We start from the raw sequence: 16373 nt of genomic DNA, 5'->3' as shown, positions 1-16373 counted from the left end.
CCAGATGTTCACAGTTTTCCTATCCATATTATATCAGTTCTATTTAAACCATGCAATGCCTCCCAGGAATGGAAGAGTTTCGGATACCTGAAGCCACCTAGTGCATGGTAACAGCAGGTCCATACTGCCATGTGACTTCCGATAACATGTTCCGGTATCTGCATTTAGAAGTTCTGCCATCATAAGGCCTTCGGATGAAGGAAAACCGCAAAAAGTATCATGAATGGGCTGCGCTCCTTTGATACGCTAATCCAGCGTAAATGATGAAAAAACCAAAGGAGAAAAAGAGATGGACAAGACTATTAAAACAGTGAGGGGAAACCCTCTTGCAGCCGAACCTCTCGGCAGGCTGCTCATAAAATTTGCAATCCCATCTGTCTTATCCATGCTGGTGGATGCACTTTACAACATCGTAGACCAGATATTCATTGGGCGTGGGGTGGGATATCTTGGCATTGCTGCAACCACGGTTACTTTTCCTTTCGTCACGATTCTTTTATCCATCGCCACCCTGCTGGGGATTGGCGGCAGTGTCTATACGTCCATGAACTTAGGGGCAGGAAAAGAAGCAGAAGCCGAAAAAACCCTTGGAACGGTATTCACTCTGTCTGTTGCCATAGGTATTCTTTTTACCGTTATATGCCTTACTTTCCTGAAACCGCTGGCACTAGCTTTTGGGGCTACGAAGGGGTCGCAGGGCTCATTGTCCTATGTGCTGGATTATGCCCCCATCATTTTACTTGGTGCACCCTTTAGTATGGCAGCTATTGCCCTGTCCAGTATGGCCAGAGCGTGTGGCAGCCCCATCCTGGCTATGGGATGCTTCCTGGTCGGAGCGGTAATCAACCTGGTTTTGGATCCAATCTATATATTTGTTTTTAACTGGGGAGTGAAAGGTGCAGCAATCGCTACCGTAACCTCGCAGATCATGTCCGCGGTCATACTGTTGGTTTACTTTTTAAAGAAAGGGCATATCCGGTTAAGAAGAAAAAAGGGTCTTCGGAATATATAGTGGAATTACTTTCTTAATAGTTTAAAAACAACTGGTGTTTAAATCGGATTTTCTGGTGGGATGTTAGGATAATCAATAGTATTATATAAAAGTATCAATCACATACGAGTGATACTTTGGGAAAAAAATAAAATAGTCCAATTTACTTGACCGTGTACTATGGTACATGGTTTATAATATTCAGGGGGTGAAATAAGATGATTTATCGCATTAGTGAGTTTGCAGATAAATGTGGAGTTAATAAAGAAACGATCAGATATTACGAGCGAAAAAATTTATTACAAGAACCTCACCGAACGGAAGCTGGTTATCGGATATATTCATATGATGACGTTAAGCGTGTTGGGGTTATTAAACGAATACAGGAACTTGGTTTCTCTTTAAGCGAGATTTATAAATTACTTGGTGTTGTAGATAAAGATGAAGTTCGTTGTCAAGATATGTTCGAATTTGTTTCTAAAAAACAAAAGGAAGTGCAAAAACAAATAGAGGATTTAAAACGAATTGAAACTATGTTAGACGACTTAAAACAACGATGTCCAGATGAAAAGAAATTACATTCGTGTCCAATAATAGAAACATTATAACATGAGAGATTAATTAACGAAAGGAGCTTTTTTATGAATAAATTTAAGGTAAACATTTCAGGAATGACTTGTACGGGTTGTGAAAAACACGTAGAATCAGCACTTGAAAAGATAGGTGCTAAAAATATTGAGTCTAGTTATCGTCGTGGTGAAGCAGTATTTGAACTGCCCGATGATATTGAGGTTGAAAGTGCAATAAAGGCGATTGATGAAGCAAATTACCAAGCCGGAGAAATTGAAGAAGTATCATCACTAGAAAACGTGGCGTTAATTAATGAAGACAATTATGACCTTCTTATTATTGGTTCTGGTGCTGCTGCCTTTTCTTCGGCAATTAAAGCTATAGAATACGGTGCAAAAGTTGGAATGATTGAGCGTGGAACGGTTGGGGGAACCTGTGTGAATATTGGCTGTGTTCCGTCAAAAACTCTTCTTAGGGCAGGGGAAATCAATCATTTATCAAAAGACAATCCGTTTATAGGTTTACAAACATCCGCTGGAGAAGTGGATTTAGCTAGTTTAATCACGCAAAAGGATAAATTGGTGAGCGAACTTCGGAATCAAAAATATATGGATTTAATTGATGAATATAATTTTGATTTAATTAAAGGTGAAGCAAAATTCGTTGATGCTAGTACGGTTGAGGTCAATGGGACAAAGTTATCTGCAAAACGCTTTTTAATTGCAACAGGTGCATCGCCTTCGTTGCCCCAAATTTCAGGACTTGAAAAAATGGACTATTTAACTAGTACAACACTTCTTGAGTTAAAGAAAATACCAAAACGATTAACTGTAATTGGTTCAGGATACATTGGAATGGAGCTTGGACAACTATTTCATCATTTAGGTTCAGAAATAACGCTTATGCAAAGAAGTGAGCGACTTTTAAAGGAGTATGATCCTGAGATTTCAGAGTCAGTTGAAAAAGCGTTAATTGAACAGGGTATAAACCTTGTCAAAGGGGCGACTTTTGAGCGTGTTGAACAAAGTGGAGAGATAAAAAGGGTTTACGTAACAGTAAATGGCAGTAGAGAAGTCATTGAATCAGATCAGTTACTTGTTGCCACTGGAAGAAAACCAAATACGGATTCTTTAAATTTAAGTGCAGCAGGTGTTGAAACTGGAAAAGATAATGAAATCCTGATCAATGATTTTGGTCAAACAAGTAATGAAAAGATTTATGCAGCAGGAGATGTGACTTTAGGACCACAATTTGTATATGTAGCAGCCTATGAAGGTGGAATTATTACTGATAATGCTATTGGTGGATTAAACAAAAAAATAGATTTATCGGTAGTTCCTGCTGTTACGTTTACGAATCCGACGGTTGCAACGGTTGGTTTAACAGAAGAACAAGCAAAAGAGAAAGGGTATGATGTGAAGACATCTGTATTACCTTTAGATGCTGTTCCAAGAGCAATTGTAAACCGTGAAACAACCGGTGTATTTAAACTAGTAGCAGATGCAGAAACACTAAAAGTATTAGGGGTTCATATTGTATCTGAAAATGCAGGAGATGTCATCTATGCAGCATCATTAGCTGTTAAATTTGGCTTAACGATAGAAGATTTAACAGAAACCCTAGCACCATATTTAACAATGGCTGAAGGGCTAAAATTAGTTGCACTTACGTTCGATAAAGATATTTCGAAATTATCTTGTTGTGCAGGCTAAGGGAACTTTTTTACAACTCCCTATTCAAGTGAACCAGCTAATGCTTTAAGGGATTTTCTAAGTGCATTTGTGGTCACAAAAATAATTTAACACTGATGATTTCGACATCAAATCTATAATTGATACCTTAACACCGCAGAGTAATAAAGGATGAATAATATGTCAGACTTATTATCCCTACCAGACATTAAAACAATAGAACCGCCACAAGAAAATGAAACCGATATGATGTTTAAAGTTGAAGCAGTCGGACCACCTGAACGTTGTCCTAAATGTGGTTTTGACAAGTTGTACAAACACAGTTCAAGAAATCAACTAATTATGGATTTGCCCATTCGTTTAAAGCGAGTGGGCTTACAATTGAACCGTAGACGATACAAGTGTCGTGAATGCGGATCTACCTTCTGGGAACGCCTAATATCTGTAGATGAAAAGCGTAGTATGACCAAAAGGCTTTTAAAGTCCATTCAAGAGCAATCCATGTCTAAGACCTTTGTAGAAGTCGCAGAAAGCGTTGGTGTTGACGAGAAAACCATTAGGAACGTTTTTAAGGACTATGTGGCACTCAAAGAACGTGAATACCAGTTTGAAACTCCTAAGTGGCTTGGGATAGACGAGATACATATTATCCGTAGACCTCGGCTTGTATTGACTAATATTGAACGCAGGACTATTTATGACATCAAGCCTAACCGTAACAAGGAAACAGTCATCCAACGTCTTTCAGAAATCAGTGACAGGACTTACATTGAGTACGTCACAATGGATATGTGGAAGCCCTACAAAGACGCAGTGAACACTATCCTTCCACAAGCTAAAGTTGTCGTAGATAAGTTTCATGTAGTTAGAATGGCTAATCAAGCCTTAGATAACGTCAGAAAGTCTTTGAAAGCCCATATGAGCCAAAAAGAAAGACGTACCCTTATGCGTGAAAGGTTTATCCTTCTAAAGCGTAAACACGATCTAAATGAACGTGAATCATTCCTCTTAGATACTTGGTTAGGTAATCTTCCTGCTTTAAAAGAAGCCTATGAACTCAAAGAAGAGTTTTACTGGATATGGGATACTCCTGATCCAGATGAAGGTCATCTTCGTTATAGTCAATGGAGACACCGTTGTATGTCCAGCAACTCTAAAGACGCATATAAAGACCTCGTGAGAGCCGTAGACAACTGGCATGTTGAAATATTCAACTACTTTGATAAAAGGCTCACTAATGCTTATACGGAGTCAATTAACAGCATTATTAGGCAGGTAGAGCGAATGGGTAGAGGTTACTCGTTTGATGCCTTACGAGCCAAAATCCTTTTCAATGAGAAGCTCCATAAAAAGCGTAAGCCACGATTTAATTCAAGTGCTTTCAATAAAGCTATGTTATACGATACTTTCAATTGGCATGAAGTGAATGATCACGACATTACAGACAACTTAGGTGTCGATTTTTCCACACTTATTAAGAATTTGGAGAAGGGTGATTTATAAGCCCTTTTCCACCATAAAATCCGAATACCCAGAAAAAATATCTGCCCTACATTACCCATCTGCGGTCAGATATTTGCGTTTGGGCTTCCATCCTGCATGATTCAGGTGGCGGTAACAATTCTGCAGATTGAACTGAACAAAGCGGTGGTGAGCTGTGAAATGGCAGGCGTTGGCAGCGAAGCGGCACTTAGCAGTCTTGGGATTGTGCTTCGGATCAGTTCTGTAGTGGTTTCTATCTGTGTGGGGATTGCACTTGGGATGCAGCCCATCATCGGATTTAACAAAGGCGCTGGTTTCGAACACCGGGTCAAAGAAACCTATAAAAAGGCGGTTGGCGCAGCTACGGTGGTTTCTGTGATTGGCTGGCTTATCTGTGAGTTATTCCCGGCGGAGATTCTGCAGATTTTTGGGACGAATGAGCCAGCATCTATGGCATTTGGTATCAAGTGTATGCGCATTTCCCTGTTCGGACTGGCGTTTACTGGATTTCAGGTGGTGTCAGCCCAGTATTATCTGGCAGCCGGACAGGCAGTGAAAGCGATGCTGCTTTCCATCCTCCGGCCACTTCTGCTGATGGTACCGCTCATCCATATTTTCTCGGGTATCTGGGGAATGGACGGGATTCTGTACGCAGGTCCCACCGCAGACATCCTTACGGCTCTGATTGCAGCAGGTTTGGTTGGATATGACAGCAGGAAAAAGAGAAAAGGAGTGTGATCAGATGGCAGACATTATGGTGTATGGGCTTACCCAGAATAACTTGAAACACGTCACATTCAGAATCCCGAAGGAAAAAATCACAGTATTTACCGGGGTGTCCGGGTCCGGGAAATCCAGTATTGTCTTTGACACGATTGCAGCGGAATCCCAGCGGCAGATGAACTTAACCTACCCGGCATTTGTACGGTCCAGGCTTCCCAAATACCCCAGACCGGCAGTGGAGCGCATTGACAATCTGACACCGTCCGTTGTGGTGGACCAGTCCTCCTTAGGGGGAAATGCACGCTCCACAGTAGGGACCATCAGCGGACTGTATGCCAGCCTGCGGCTGTTGTTTTCCAGGATTGGGCAGCCCTTTGTGGGAACTGCGTCCTATTTCTCTTTTAATGACCCCAACGGGATGTGCAAGACCTGTTCCGGTCTCGGAAAAGTTACAAAAGTGGATATGGAAGCAGTCCTGGACCGGAATAAATCCTGGAACCAGGGCTGTGTGAAGGATTCCCTGTACCGTCCGGGATCCTGGTATTGGAAGCAGTATGCTGAGTCAGGGCTGTTCGACCTTGATAAACCCATCCGGGATTACACAAAAGAAGAATACAACCTTCTTGTCTATGGTGCCCGTGATGGTAAGGGAGAGCCGGAGAACCCGAAAGTAACTGGACTGTACCATAAGTATACGAAGGCCCTCTTAAACCGGGATATCAGCAGCAAAAGCAGACACACCAAAGAGAAGTCAAAAAAGCTGATTACGGAAATAGAATGTAGTGACTGTCATGGAAGAAGGCTGAATGAGGCGGCTTTGAACTGTAGAATAAACGGGTATTCTATTGCAGACATGTGCGAGATGGAGCTGACTCTCCTGCGGGAAGTCCTGACACAAATCACGGACCAGACAGTGGGTCTGCTGGTTCATACCATCCTGGAGGGATTGGACCGGATGATCGAGATTGGACTCCCTTATCTGCATCTGAACCGGGAAACACCCTCCCTGTCCGGCGGGGAGGCCCAGAGGCTGAAGCTGGTCCGGTATATGGGAAGCAGTCTGACCGGGATGACCTACATCTTTGACGAACCCAGTGCCGGGATGCATCCACGGGATGTCTACCGTATGAATCATCTTCTCAAGAAGCTTCGGGATAAAGGAAATACAGTCCTTGTGGTGGAACACGATAAAGACGTAATCTCCATCGCAGACCATGTCATTGACGTGGGGCCTGCGGCAGGACAAAACGGCGGTGAAATCGTGTTTGAGGGAAGCTATCCGGAACTACTTAGGGCAGATACACTGACGGGAAAATCCATGCAAAAGTTGTTCCCCATAAAACAGACGCCACGTAAAGCCACAGGCAGCCTGCCGGTAAGGGATGCCTGCCTTCATAACCTAAAGCATGTGGATGTGGATATCCCTCTGGGGGTCATGACGGTGGTGACTGGTGTGGCTGGTTCGGGAAAGAGTACCCTCATTTCCCAGGTATTTGCGAGAGCGTATGAGAATGAAGTGGTGATGGTGGACCAGGGGCCGATTACAGCTACCAGCCGCTCTACACCAGCTTCCTACCTGGGCTTCTTTGATGAGATACGAAAACTTCTGGCACGGGAGAACAATCAGCCGGAAAGCCTGTTCAGTTTTAATTCCGCCGGAGCCTGCCCAATCTGCGGCGGCAAAGGTGTTCTCGTTACGGAACTTGCCTTTATGGACCCGATTGTTACAGAATGCGAGGCATGCGGCGGTGTGCGGTATAACAGGGAGGCCCTTGCCTGTACCTACAAGGGGAGGAATATTGTCCAATTGCTGGGGCTTACCGCTTCCCAGGCACTGGAATTATTTGAGGATACCAGGATCAGGAAACGTCTGAGCGTAATGCAGCAGGTGGGATTATCCTATCTGACGCTGGGGCAGCCCCTTAGCACCCTGTCCGGGGGAGAGCGGCAGCGGATTAAGCTGGCAAAGAACCTGGGGAAGAGCGGTAGCATCATTGTCATGGATGAGCCGACCACAGGCCTTCACAGGTCCGATGTAGATAATCTGTTGAAGCTGTTTGATGGGATTGTATCCAGCGGAAATACGCTGGTAGTGATTGAGCATAACCTGGACGTGATGAAGCAGGCGGACTGGATTATTGACATCGGCCCCGATGGAGGGAAGAACGGGGGAGAAGTGGTATTTACAGGGACACCGGAGGAGATGCTTCAAAATGCAAAGACACTGACAGCGGACTGTCTGCGTGCATCCAGTATTTCATAGGCGAATTCCTGTTCTCCCTGCTCCTGATTAGGAAATTAAGGGTTATAGGCCAAAATGTGTGTCCGGCGCTCGAGTCGTTCGTCGGTCATCGCGTTGGCCGCGAGCCCTCGTCGAGGAACGCGAACGGCTGGCCCTCCCGGATGCGCCTGGGATCATGCGCCGCGCCTTGACGAGCCTTTGGTGCATGCCGTTCACGCTGCCGTCGGCGTATTCGCTCTTCTCGTCGAGGAACGAGGCAAAGTCCTGTTCCCACCGGCTGTAGGAGACGAGCCACGCCGTGGCGGAGTCCCAGTCCTTGACGCATGCCAGGGCGGCGGCAATCGCGCGCAGCCGTCTGCCGGCCTCCAGGCGGGGCCGCCTGCCGGTCAGTTCGAGGATGTTGGCCTGCACGTGGTGTGTACTGCTTCAATATTTGTTGGGCGGGTTCGGCAGTGTTTTTCCGCAGTGTGGGCTGATGGTTTTCCCGGTGTCGTCATCGTTTCCCGGTGATGTGAGAGGCATCGGTGCCGCCGCCTGTATATTCCCGAGTTGCGATTCGAATTGGATTCGGCCGCATGCCTTTCAAAGACACAAACGTGGTAATTCATGAAACGAATTCTGGTGCTCGTGAATGAGTGATCCGAGCTCATTAGATTCTGTATTCGGTGACGGCTTATTCCCAATGCAATGGATGATGTATGCCGTCGTCGTAGTGATGATGTTCAGAAAGAAATTTTTTTCCGTGGCTTCCCCTCGGCGAGGGAAGTTATCGCTGAAGGCGACTGAGGAAAGCGATGAAAGAGAGGTCCGAGCAGTGTTGGCTGCCCGGGCCTTTCCACGTAGTATGGGCCTCGTTGAGATGTTTGCGTCCACCTTTCTTCATTTAGGCTTCCGCGTTCTCGTCGGCTCCTGTGGCGAGAACATTCCTCAATGATTTCGCCACCTGTATTTTCAGCGGACGTTTTCCGGTCTGTACGACCAGCCCCGCGGCCAAGAGCTCTTCCACGTATTTCCTTGCGCTCTGTTTGGATAGTCCGATGTGATGGGCCACTTCGTCCAACGACATGGATTTGGACGAGTCGAACAGCTCTTCCTGAATCACGCCATAGAGCACCGAGACGGCATTGCGCGATAGGGCATGCCTCTTTTCAAGCTGTGTACAGAGTATCCGACCTTTGTCGAGCTGATCGACCTTGATACTGAGTTCGTCAATCAGCTCATCCTGGGCTTGTTGGATGAATCCGAGGATGGTGTTCACGAAGAGCGTGAGTTCGCCGCAGTTCAGCTTGTCCTCCGCCTCCATGAATGCTTTGTAGTAGGCGTTCTTGTTCTCCGCGATGGTGCGGGACAGGGATAGCACGGTGGGCATAGTCAGGTCATGGTTCAGGTACAGGGCCAGGAGATACCGGCCGGTTCTGCCGTTGCCGTCGTAGAACGGGTGGACGTATTCGAACAGGAAGTGCGACATGATGGCCGACTGCAGCCGGGGAATCTCGTCGGAGGTCGCGAGATGGATCATATCGGTGAGGAGTGCGCCGATGTTGCCTTCGCCTTTGACTCCGTTATGGATCGCGAGGCCGTGCGGCCCCTGTATTTCCACATCGCCTTTCCGGAACAGGTCGCCGTCCGGCTGATCGCTCTCATCGATTTCGTCGAGCACGACCTTGTCATAGATGTCGCGGATGTCGGCGATGCCCGTCGGCAACGCGGAGTCCTTGTCCGTGAGGTTCAGGTACAGCTTGGCAAATTCGCTGAACCGCGCCTTGGAGTCGTCGCCGTCCCTCCTTGCCTTGTCGGCCGCGTCCACGGCGTCCTGGGTTTCCTTGCGGGTGCTGCGCACGCCTTCCATCTCGTTGGTGGCGAACAGTTCCTCACTGATGGAATGCCGTATGTAGTCCCAGCGCATGACGCCGGGAATCTGGTTCCAGAGCCGTGATACGCGCCTTTCGGCGAGAAGTATATTTTCCGTGAGCAGGGTCGTCTCGCGTGGTGTGGCGGAGAACAGCTCGCCCAATGGCGTGATGACCCCGGTCCTGAATGTGGAATCTGCCTCAAGCCGCTGCCGTGCGAGTGCCGCATGGTTATTGAAGGAATCGACTGACCTGTCGGCATGGAACAGCCTTGCCAAACTTCTATACTTCATATCCATGAGAGACTCGCTTCCCAAAGAGTATCCTTGATTATAGAAAGTATAAGATAGAGAAGGAAATGGGTCAATAAACAACTATAAAATCATGGATGATACAAAAATATAGTTGTGCGCATGACTGCGTGTGAGTGACATATGTAGTGCCCGAAATGCGTGTCAGTAGTGAAATACTTCGTGATCTGTTGTTCTTTCTGAATATGTGATGGTATGCAATGGGTTTTGCCGCGGTGCATTGCGTTGCGACTATGCCAAGAACGCATACTCGTATAGGTACGTTTATGGGGCATGGTGCGAACGAGTCGGCTCGATATCACCGGCAATGATTCAGCTATGCGCCAATGAGAGGTGTACTGGTCAGATGGCGTGTTCGTTCACGCCGTCGCTGCTGAATGCGATGTGTTGATCATGGTTCACGCACCATAAGGTCTTACGTCCGAATCCGTCAAATCACGCGGTGTGTGAAATGCCCGTTGTATATAAAAAAGTCCGGTGCAACGCACGATGATAATGCGTTGCACCGGACTTACTGCAGAAACAATTGTTACAGACTGTAGATCTGTGCGCCGAACGGCCAGAGCGCGAGCTTGGCCATTTTGAACGACTGGAGGCCGAACGGGATGCCGATGATGGTGATGCAGTTGAGCACGCCTGCACCCAGATAGCCGAGTGCCATCCACCAGCCGACCAGCACCACCCAGAGGATATTGACCAGCGTGGAGCCAACGCCGCCACCGTATTGCACGGTTTTGCCGAACGGCGTCAAGGTAAGGCCCGCCATTTTGAACGCCTGAACTCCTAGTGGAATACCGATAATGGTGATGCACAGAAACAGTCCGATCAGTGTCCAGCTGATGGCGATTGCCAGTCCGCCCAGAATGATCCACAGAATATTGCCGATGACCCTCATCGTAAGTTCCTCACGTTTGCCGGCATTGCGCCGGATACCGAATCGAATGCTGGATTCCATTCTATTAGGTGAACGCGGGCGATATGTGGGGAATCGGTGACGGGACCCCTGAGCATCCCCTGAATCGTCCCTGAGCCGCATGCTCAGGCGCCTACTCGGGTGAGCATTCTCACATTCGGCTGATTTCTAGCGAAAAACCCTTGTGCGGGCGGGCTGTGGACTATAGCATCACGACACATGACCACTACACCGCAGCCTTCTCAGGCATCTCAGTCCACCGCCACCAAACCCGCCACCAACCGCGAGCTGCCCCTGCCGCAGTCCGACCGAGACCCCAAGAGCTACCGTGGCGTGGACCGCGACCAGCAGGTCGTGGACATCATCTCCAAACTCACCAGTGAGAAGGCCACGATTCCGGCAAGCTGCGTGCAGCGCGACGCCGCCGACACCGGTCTGGAATCCAACAGCGCCGACGTGGTGATCGGCGAAGCCGTGCTTACCATGCAGACCGAGCGTGGCAAGCAGGCGATTATCGGCGAGGCCTTCCGACTACTGCGCGCCGGCGGCACCTACTCGATTCACGAACTCGGCCTGTAGCCGGACAACCTGGACGAATCCGTCAAAGATGAGGTGCGCAAGCCCGAAGCGTAACAGCGGTGTGCCGGCCCACGATGGCCGGATAATGGAAAACAAGCAAAAGCGATGACGCGTATGTGAGGTACGCGCGACGAATAGGAGAACATCATGACCGATGAGAACGAGCAGCAGACCGTATGCAAGGCAGGACGCGACGAGCAGCAGTGCAAGTGCAAGCAGCGTAGGGAAGCCGCCGCGGCAGCCGAGGCGGCTGCCGCCAACGGCGAACACCACTGCGCCTGCAAGCACGAGCACGCCGAGGGCGCGGCCGCGGAGCCGGGCGCGAAGAAGAAGTGCCACTGCAAGCATGGCGAAGTCGCGGCCGCTGAAGCGGGTGAGGCCAAGCACTGCGCCTGCAAGCACGACGCCCACGACGCCGAAGGCCACGCCATTTCGACCGAGCCGCATCTTGGATTCATCGAAGACTTGGCCTCGTTGATCGATATTCAGGAGGAGGCCACTGTCTCCCGTACGGTGCTGCGCGAGGACGGCCTGCGCGCCGTGCTGTTCGGCTTCGACAAGGACCAGGCACTGAGCGAGCACACCGCGGCCATGCCCGTGATCATCCAGGTGCTGGAAGGCAAGCTGCGCGTCGGTGGCGAAGGCCGTGAAGTCGAGCTTACGGCCGGCGGCATCGTCTACCTGAGCGCCCGTCTGCCGCACACCGTCTATGCCGTCGAACCCAGCAAGATGCTGCTGCAGATGTTCGACAACCGCGGCTGATTCGGTGAATGACTGGCAATCACGTATGAGAAGCTGATTGCCGTTAGACCATTCATAATGGCTTCCTTCATATGGTGTTGGTCGTATGACCGTAATATGAAGGAAGCCATTTCTTAGACGTTGGGGAGAGCTTGAATTCGACGCCATCATCATACGGCCTCAAGGGTGCATAAACGATGTCACAAGTAGACGCACGCCCGCCAGCCATCCCAAACGTCACAGCAAACCTAGAACCCGCATGAGCTGACGGCCGATATTCGCCATGGCTGCATCATCAACCACGCCGACTTGGTATCCCAGCAGTTTGCGGTCGACGGTGACGATCTTGTCCGTCATCACGTAACTCACTTTGTTCAGGCCGTTCTCCGGACTTGGTTCCAATCGGACCCGCGTGTCGATGTCGGAGGAATCGTATGAGGTCAGCAGGCAAGTGATGACGGAATCGAACCGATCGACGGCATCGCTCTGCACGATGACAACCGGCCGTGGCTTGCTGGCGTAGCCATCGGCCTGCAACGTCCAAATCTCACCTCGTTTCATCGGACATCCTCAAGGCGAGACGACTGGCATACTCAGTAGCGTCCCGCTCGGACGCAAACGGCTCCACGTCATTTCGTGGCAAACGCACCTCATAGGGGAACCCACGGTAATCATTGAACGCGCTGATGAACATACGCAGGGCATCGGCCGGGGTGGTACCCAGCTGTCGGGTCGTCTCCTTAAACAACGCAGCCTGCTCGTCATCAACTCGCGTGGCAATCTGCATGCTCAAAGCCACTCCTTATTGCTATTTGCTATCTTTTTGCACCAAATTGTATCAAATACTTGACTTCAGAGTGAAGCCCCCGCGTTCCAAGGCCCTTGTCTATACTGTAGACAGTTGTTCTTCATATGTGAATCGCCCGATATGACTTTGGAGCGGGCTTGTGATTGGAGGGGCCGGATATGACGAGTTACGTGCTGCGGCTCTATGATGATCCGCTGCTCCGGTTCGATGCGTCGTATGGCGAGGGCCTGCTGGCGGGCAAGATCGAGGCGCATGTCCGCTGGTTCGATGAGTCGAAGCGCGCGTTGCTGCCGTTTCCGTTGGCTCCGGAGCCGGATAATGCGAAGCTGACGACGTGGCTGGAGCGGCGCACGATTCCGAAGAATCGTGAGTTCGCCACGCAGGTTCTTGCGCAGGCGGGGTTGAGCATTGCGGATACGCTGGGGATCATCGACCTGTGCAAGGGGCTGTCGGTCAACGATTCGTTCTGGGCGGAACGCGACGGTGAGAACCTCAAGTTCGCGGACATCAATCTGTATGACAATCCGTTGGACGAGACGCTCGCCATCGTGGCCTACACGGGGTATACGTCGAGCGAGAAGCATGCGATCGGCCTGTCGAGCGAGTGGACGACGGACGGCCAGTTCCCGAAGGCGTGGCGGCATACGGAACGTGGGCTGGAACTGTGGAAGGCGGGTTCCGAATGGTATGCGAACGCCGGTTTGGAACCGTATTCCGAGTATCTCGCCTCGCAGCTGGCGCGCAGGCTCGGTGTGAATGCGGTCGACTACCGCATCGCCCGTTGGAAGGGCAAGCTCGCGTCGGTGTGCGGTTCGATGAACTCAAAGGACGTGTCGTTCGTGCCGTTCTATGCGGCGACGCAGCTGGCGTCGTTCCCGGAGAGCCTCGCCGCCGCACGCGCCGTGTCCGAGGAATCGTTCGAGGCGATGCGCACGATGCTAGTGTTCGACGCGCTCATCGTCAATCAGGACCGTCACGCCAACAACCACGGGTTCCTGCGCGACAACCGTACCGGCCGGATTATGGGTCCGGCGCCGTTGTTCGACCATAACATGTCGCTGTTCAAGAACGACATGCGCGCCGACTGGGAGGGCGGCGCGTGGATTCCGCAGGTACTGTCCGAACGTCAGCCGGCAAATTCTCGTATGACGTTCCGCGACCAGTGCGCGGCCATCATGGGCATCGCGCAGCATGAGATGTTGCGTAAAACGTTGGACGTCACCTTGGAGAACGACCCGGCTTACCCGCTGGAGCCGGGCCGCATCGAGGCGTTGAACGACTACCTGCACGCGGCCGCACGATCCCTGCTCGAACTGCCGGTGGTCGACGAGTCGAAGCTGTCCGACCAGCTCGATGCGTTGCAGCCGTCAATCGAACACGCTCCTGTCATCCTCAACGAACGACTGTTGCGATAGACCAAACCGGTCGAGTTCGCCAATAAAAAGGGACCTTCCGGGTTGCGCACTGTGAGGAGGCGTGGAAGGCTGCTATTGACTTGAATCCTATTATGCAACCGTGACTGCGTGCCTGTTCATGTTCCAGTCCGGTTGTGTGATGGACAAGTGCGGTATGAAGGCCGTTTCCGAATCAAAGTCCGATTGCTTCGGACTCATCGGCGCATACCATATCTGGGACGTCTGGCAGGTCCACACCCGCCTCGACGGGTACGGCAAAGCACGCCGATGTCGCCGATCGGCGAGATCGTCAATGGCAGGCGGCGCATCACCACCCCATGGCATGGCGGCTCGGCATGGCGCTCGACACCACGCCCGACTTCTGGGCGAACCTTCAGACCGACTACGATCTGCTGACCTTCGACCCCAGCACCTTGGACGACATCCGCCCGCTCGTGCAGGCCTGACGCCGGGGCGATTGATCCAATGACCACCATTGTCGTACGTGCGATTACAGTGGTCGTTTTCATATCTACGGTACGGGGATGACGTGAACGGCCAACATCACCATGATTGATGGCGGCCGTTCACGTATCCACACATGGTTTTGATGTCTCAGCTGTCCAGAGCGAAGGTGATGGAATCCCGTCCTAGAACCGCCGCGTTACGTGCGCGACTGGCGGCAGCATCGCGGTGGCCAGGGCGAACGTCACCGCCAGGACCGCGCCCGCCGGGTAGACGCTGTACGCCCAGCCGTATGCGATCTGTCCGAGGGGCAGAGCGCACATGCTCGCGGAGAGCACGAGCGACATCACCTTGCCGGTCATGTTCTCGGGGCAGCCCATCTGGATCGCCGGCACGGCGATGAGGTTCGCGAGGGTGATGGCGATCATGGTTCCGCAGGTGCTCGCCGTGAGCACCGCGAGTCGCATCACTCCACCTGCGGGAATCGTCATGACAAGCGCTTGGGGCAGGATGGTGAGCGAGAAGGCGGCGATCGCCATCGGGAATCGCCGCATGGACAGCGACCTCGCGACCCGCCCACCGACGAGCGCGCCGAGCAGTCCGGATGCTCCCACGAGACCATATGCAAGGCCGTACGCCGTGGAGCCGAACCCCAGTACGGTCCGCACCATGTAGGGGAAGCCGACCTCCGCATACCCCGTCACCAGGAAGTTGAGCGCGGCGCAGATCAACACCAGATGCAGCACATGAGGATGTTCGCGGGTGAGGAAACGTCCGGCCGCGCGCAGGTCGTCGACCGCGGTGACGCGGCCGGCGTCACCGCGGTCGGGAGCGCCGAGCCGGATGAAACACTCCACGACGGCGGCCGTACCGAACCCCACGATCGTGATTCCCATCATGGGCATCGCACCAACCGCCGCGTACAGCACGCCGCCGAGCACGGCGGGAACGAGCGTGCTCGTCTGGTTCACTACGTTCACCACGGCCATCGCGCGACGCATCACATCCTCGCCATGGGAGCGGAACATCTGCGGCAGCGCCGCCTGCACCGTAGGCGTCTCCATCGCGTCAAGCACGGCGAGCACCACCTGCATCACGGCTATCGCCGCCAGATTGAAACCGGCGGCCGAAAAGATCGCCACGCAGACGAGCACCGTCACGGCGGAAAGCGCGTCAAGCGCCACCATGACGGTCCGACGGTTCGTACGATCCGCCATCACGCCGCCAAGGGGCGAGAGCAGAATCGTGGGCAGGATGCTCGCAGTAAGAATGGAGGCGAACGCCGCCGCCGAGCCGGTCTTGTCAAGCACCCACATGGACATGGCAAACCGCAGCATAAGGTTGGCGAAGAGCGATATTCCGAGACCCGCGACGAGCAGGCGGAAGTCGCGTGTGCGAAGAGGATCAGCGGCTTGGCTTCTTTGTGGTTGGGTCGTGCATTCGTATGCGTTCGTCATCGTGGATTCCTTTCTTGTGATTGGCCACGGCCATTTACACAAACCGACCGTCGGTCTGTTATGGTGATAACAATACGCCCAAGGAAAAGGGCGCGGAAGCGCTTCGACATCTGTGGCATCAGGATGTGCAAGATGCGGCGCACCCGGGCGCGTCTC

14 protein-coding genes and 2 pseudogenes are annotated in these 16373 nt (G+C 51.6%); 10 read left to right on the top strand and 6 right to left on the bottom strand.

The annotated features are described in order from the left end of the window. Window positions 1-289: 289 nt before the first annotated feature. From MMB48_RS07355 to MMB48_RS07330, 6 genes are all read left to right on the top strand, one after another. Complete coding sequence (locus MMB48_RS07355) at window positions 290-1012, top strand: MATE family efflux transporter (protein ID WP_230581234.1); 723 nt, start codon at window positions 290-292, stop codon at window positions 1010-1012. 197 nt (window positions 1013-1209) lie between these two features. Then, window positions 1210-1599 carry an Hg(II)-responsive transcriptional regulator gene (merR, locus tag MMB48_RS07350; protein WP_080714099.1) on the top strand — a complete coding sequence of 130 codons (390 nt, stop codon included), beginning with the start codon at window positions 1210-1212 and terminating at the stop codon, window positions 1597-1599. 33 nt (window positions 1600-1632) lie between these two features. Next, window positions 1633-3273 carry a mercury(II) reductase gene (merA, locus tag MMB48_RS07345; protein WP_080714717.1) on the top strand — a complete coding sequence of 547 codons (1641 nt, stop codon included), beginning with the start codon at window positions 1633-1635 and terminating at the stop codon, window positions 3271-3273. Window positions 3274-3432: 159 nt separating this feature from the next. After that, window positions 3433-4755 (top strand): ISL3 family transposase, encoded by a 1323-nt coding sequence (locus tag MMB48_RS07340; RefSeq protein ID WP_032743809.1) that lies wholly within the window; start codon window positions 3433-3435, stop codon window positions 4753-4755. Between the two features lie 96 nt (window positions 4756-4851). Next, window positions 4852-5472 (top strand): MATE family efflux transporter, encoded by a 621-nt coding sequence (locus MMB48_RS07335; protein WP_234896727.1) that lies wholly within the window; start codon window positions 4852-4854, stop codon window positions 5470-5472. Window positions 5473-5476: 4 nt separating this feature from the next. Beyond that, on the top strand, window positions 5477-7720 hold the full coding sequence (locus tag MMB48_RS07330) for an ATP-binding cassette domain-containing protein (protein ID WP_032743655.1): 2244 nt from the start codon (window positions 5477-5479) through the stop codon (window positions 7718-7720). A 103-nt stretch (window positions 7721-7823) separates the two neighbouring features. Here MMB48_RS07330 and MMB48_RS07325 read toward each other — a convergent pair. The 3 genes and pseudogenes from MMB48_RS07325 to MMB48_RS07315 form a co-directional block, all read right to left on the bottom strand. Continuing rightward, a pseudogene (locus MMB48_RS07325) lies at window positions 7824-8113 on the bottom strand (IS256 family transposase); the annotation flags it as partial. Window positions 8114-8582: 469 nt separating this feature from the next. Then, window positions 8583-9848, bottom strand: coding sequence for a Fic family protein (locus MMB48_RS07320; protein ID WP_050496214.1), 1266 nt, complete (start codon window positions 9846-9848; stop codon window positions 8583-8585). Window positions 9849-10389: 541 nt separating this feature from the next. Beyond that, window positions 10390-10755 (bottom strand): YccF domain-containing protein, encoded by a 366-nt coding sequence (locus MMB48_RS07315; RefSeq protein ID WP_032743659.1) that lies wholly within the window; start codon window positions 10753-10755, stop codon window positions 10390-10392. A 237-nt stretch (window positions 10756-10992) separates the two neighbouring features. Here MMB48_RS07315 and MMB48_RS07310 point away from each other — a divergent pair. Next, a pseudogene (locus MMB48_RS07310) lies at window positions 10993-11349 on the top strand (class I SAM-dependent methyltransferase); the annotation flags it as partial. A 150-nt stretch (window positions 11350-11499) separates the two neighbouring features. After that, window positions 11500-12114: a cupin domain-containing protein gene (locus MMB48_RS07305; protein ID WP_080714683.1), complete on the top strand. Its 615-nt coding sequence runs from the start codon at window positions 11500-11502 to the stop codon at window positions 12112-12114. A 216-nt stretch (window positions 12115-12330) separates the two neighbouring features. Here MMB48_RS07305 and MMB48_RS07300 read toward each other — a convergent pair whose 3' ends face one another. Both MMB48_RS07300 and MMB48_RS07295 read right to left on the bottom strand, forming a co-directional pair. Then, window positions 12331-12654 carry a type II toxin-antitoxin system PemK/MazF family toxin gene (locus MMB48_RS07300; protein ID WP_003829109.1) on the bottom strand — a complete coding sequence of 108 codons (324 nt, stop codon included), beginning with the start codon at window positions 12652-12654 and terminating at the stop codon, window positions 12331-12333. After that, window positions 12641-12880 (bottom strand): type II toxin-antitoxin system RelB/DinJ family antitoxin, encoded by a 240-nt coding sequence (locus MMB48_RS07295; protein WP_032743660.1) that lies wholly within the window; start codon window positions 12878-12880, stop codon window positions 12641-12643. The genes MMB48_RS07300 and MMB48_RS07295 overlap by 14 nt, the downstream gene beginning before the upstream one ends. 179 nt (window positions 12881-13059) lie before the next feature. Between MMB48_RS07295 and MMB48_RS07290 the strand changes: the two genes are divergently transcribed. Beyond that, the gene (locus MMB48_RS07290; RefSeq protein WP_032743661.1) at window positions 13060-14316 is read left to right on the top strand and encodes a HipA family kinase; all 1257 of its coding nucleotides are present in this window, start codon (window positions 13060-13062) and stop codon (window positions 14314-14316) included. 335 nt (window positions 14317-14651) lie between these two features. Continuing rightward, on the top strand, window positions 14652-14762 hold the full coding sequence (locus tag MMB48_RS07285; protein ID WP_230581173.1) for an XRE family transcriptional regulator: 111 nt from the start codon (window positions 14652-14654) through the stop codon (window positions 14760-14762). Between the two features lie 183 nt (window positions 14763-14945). On the opposite strand, the gene MMB48_RS07280 is transcribed toward MMB48_RS07285, so the two are convergent. After that, entirely contained in the window at window positions 14946-16217 is a 1272-nt protein-coding gene (locus MMB48_RS07280; protein ID WP_032743663.1) for an MFS transporter, read from the bottom strand. Window positions 16218-16373 lie beyond the last annotated feature (156 nt).

Origin of the sequence: Bifidobacterium sp. FKU (genome assembly GCF_026016385.1) — a bacterium.
GTDB classification, from domain to species: Bacteria; Actinomycetota; Actinomycetes; order Actinomycetales; family Bifidobacteriaceae; genus Bifidobacterium; species Bifidobacterium infantis.
Note: the sequence above shows the minus strand (reverse complement) of the source record. Positions and strands in the feature narration are given on the sequence as shown.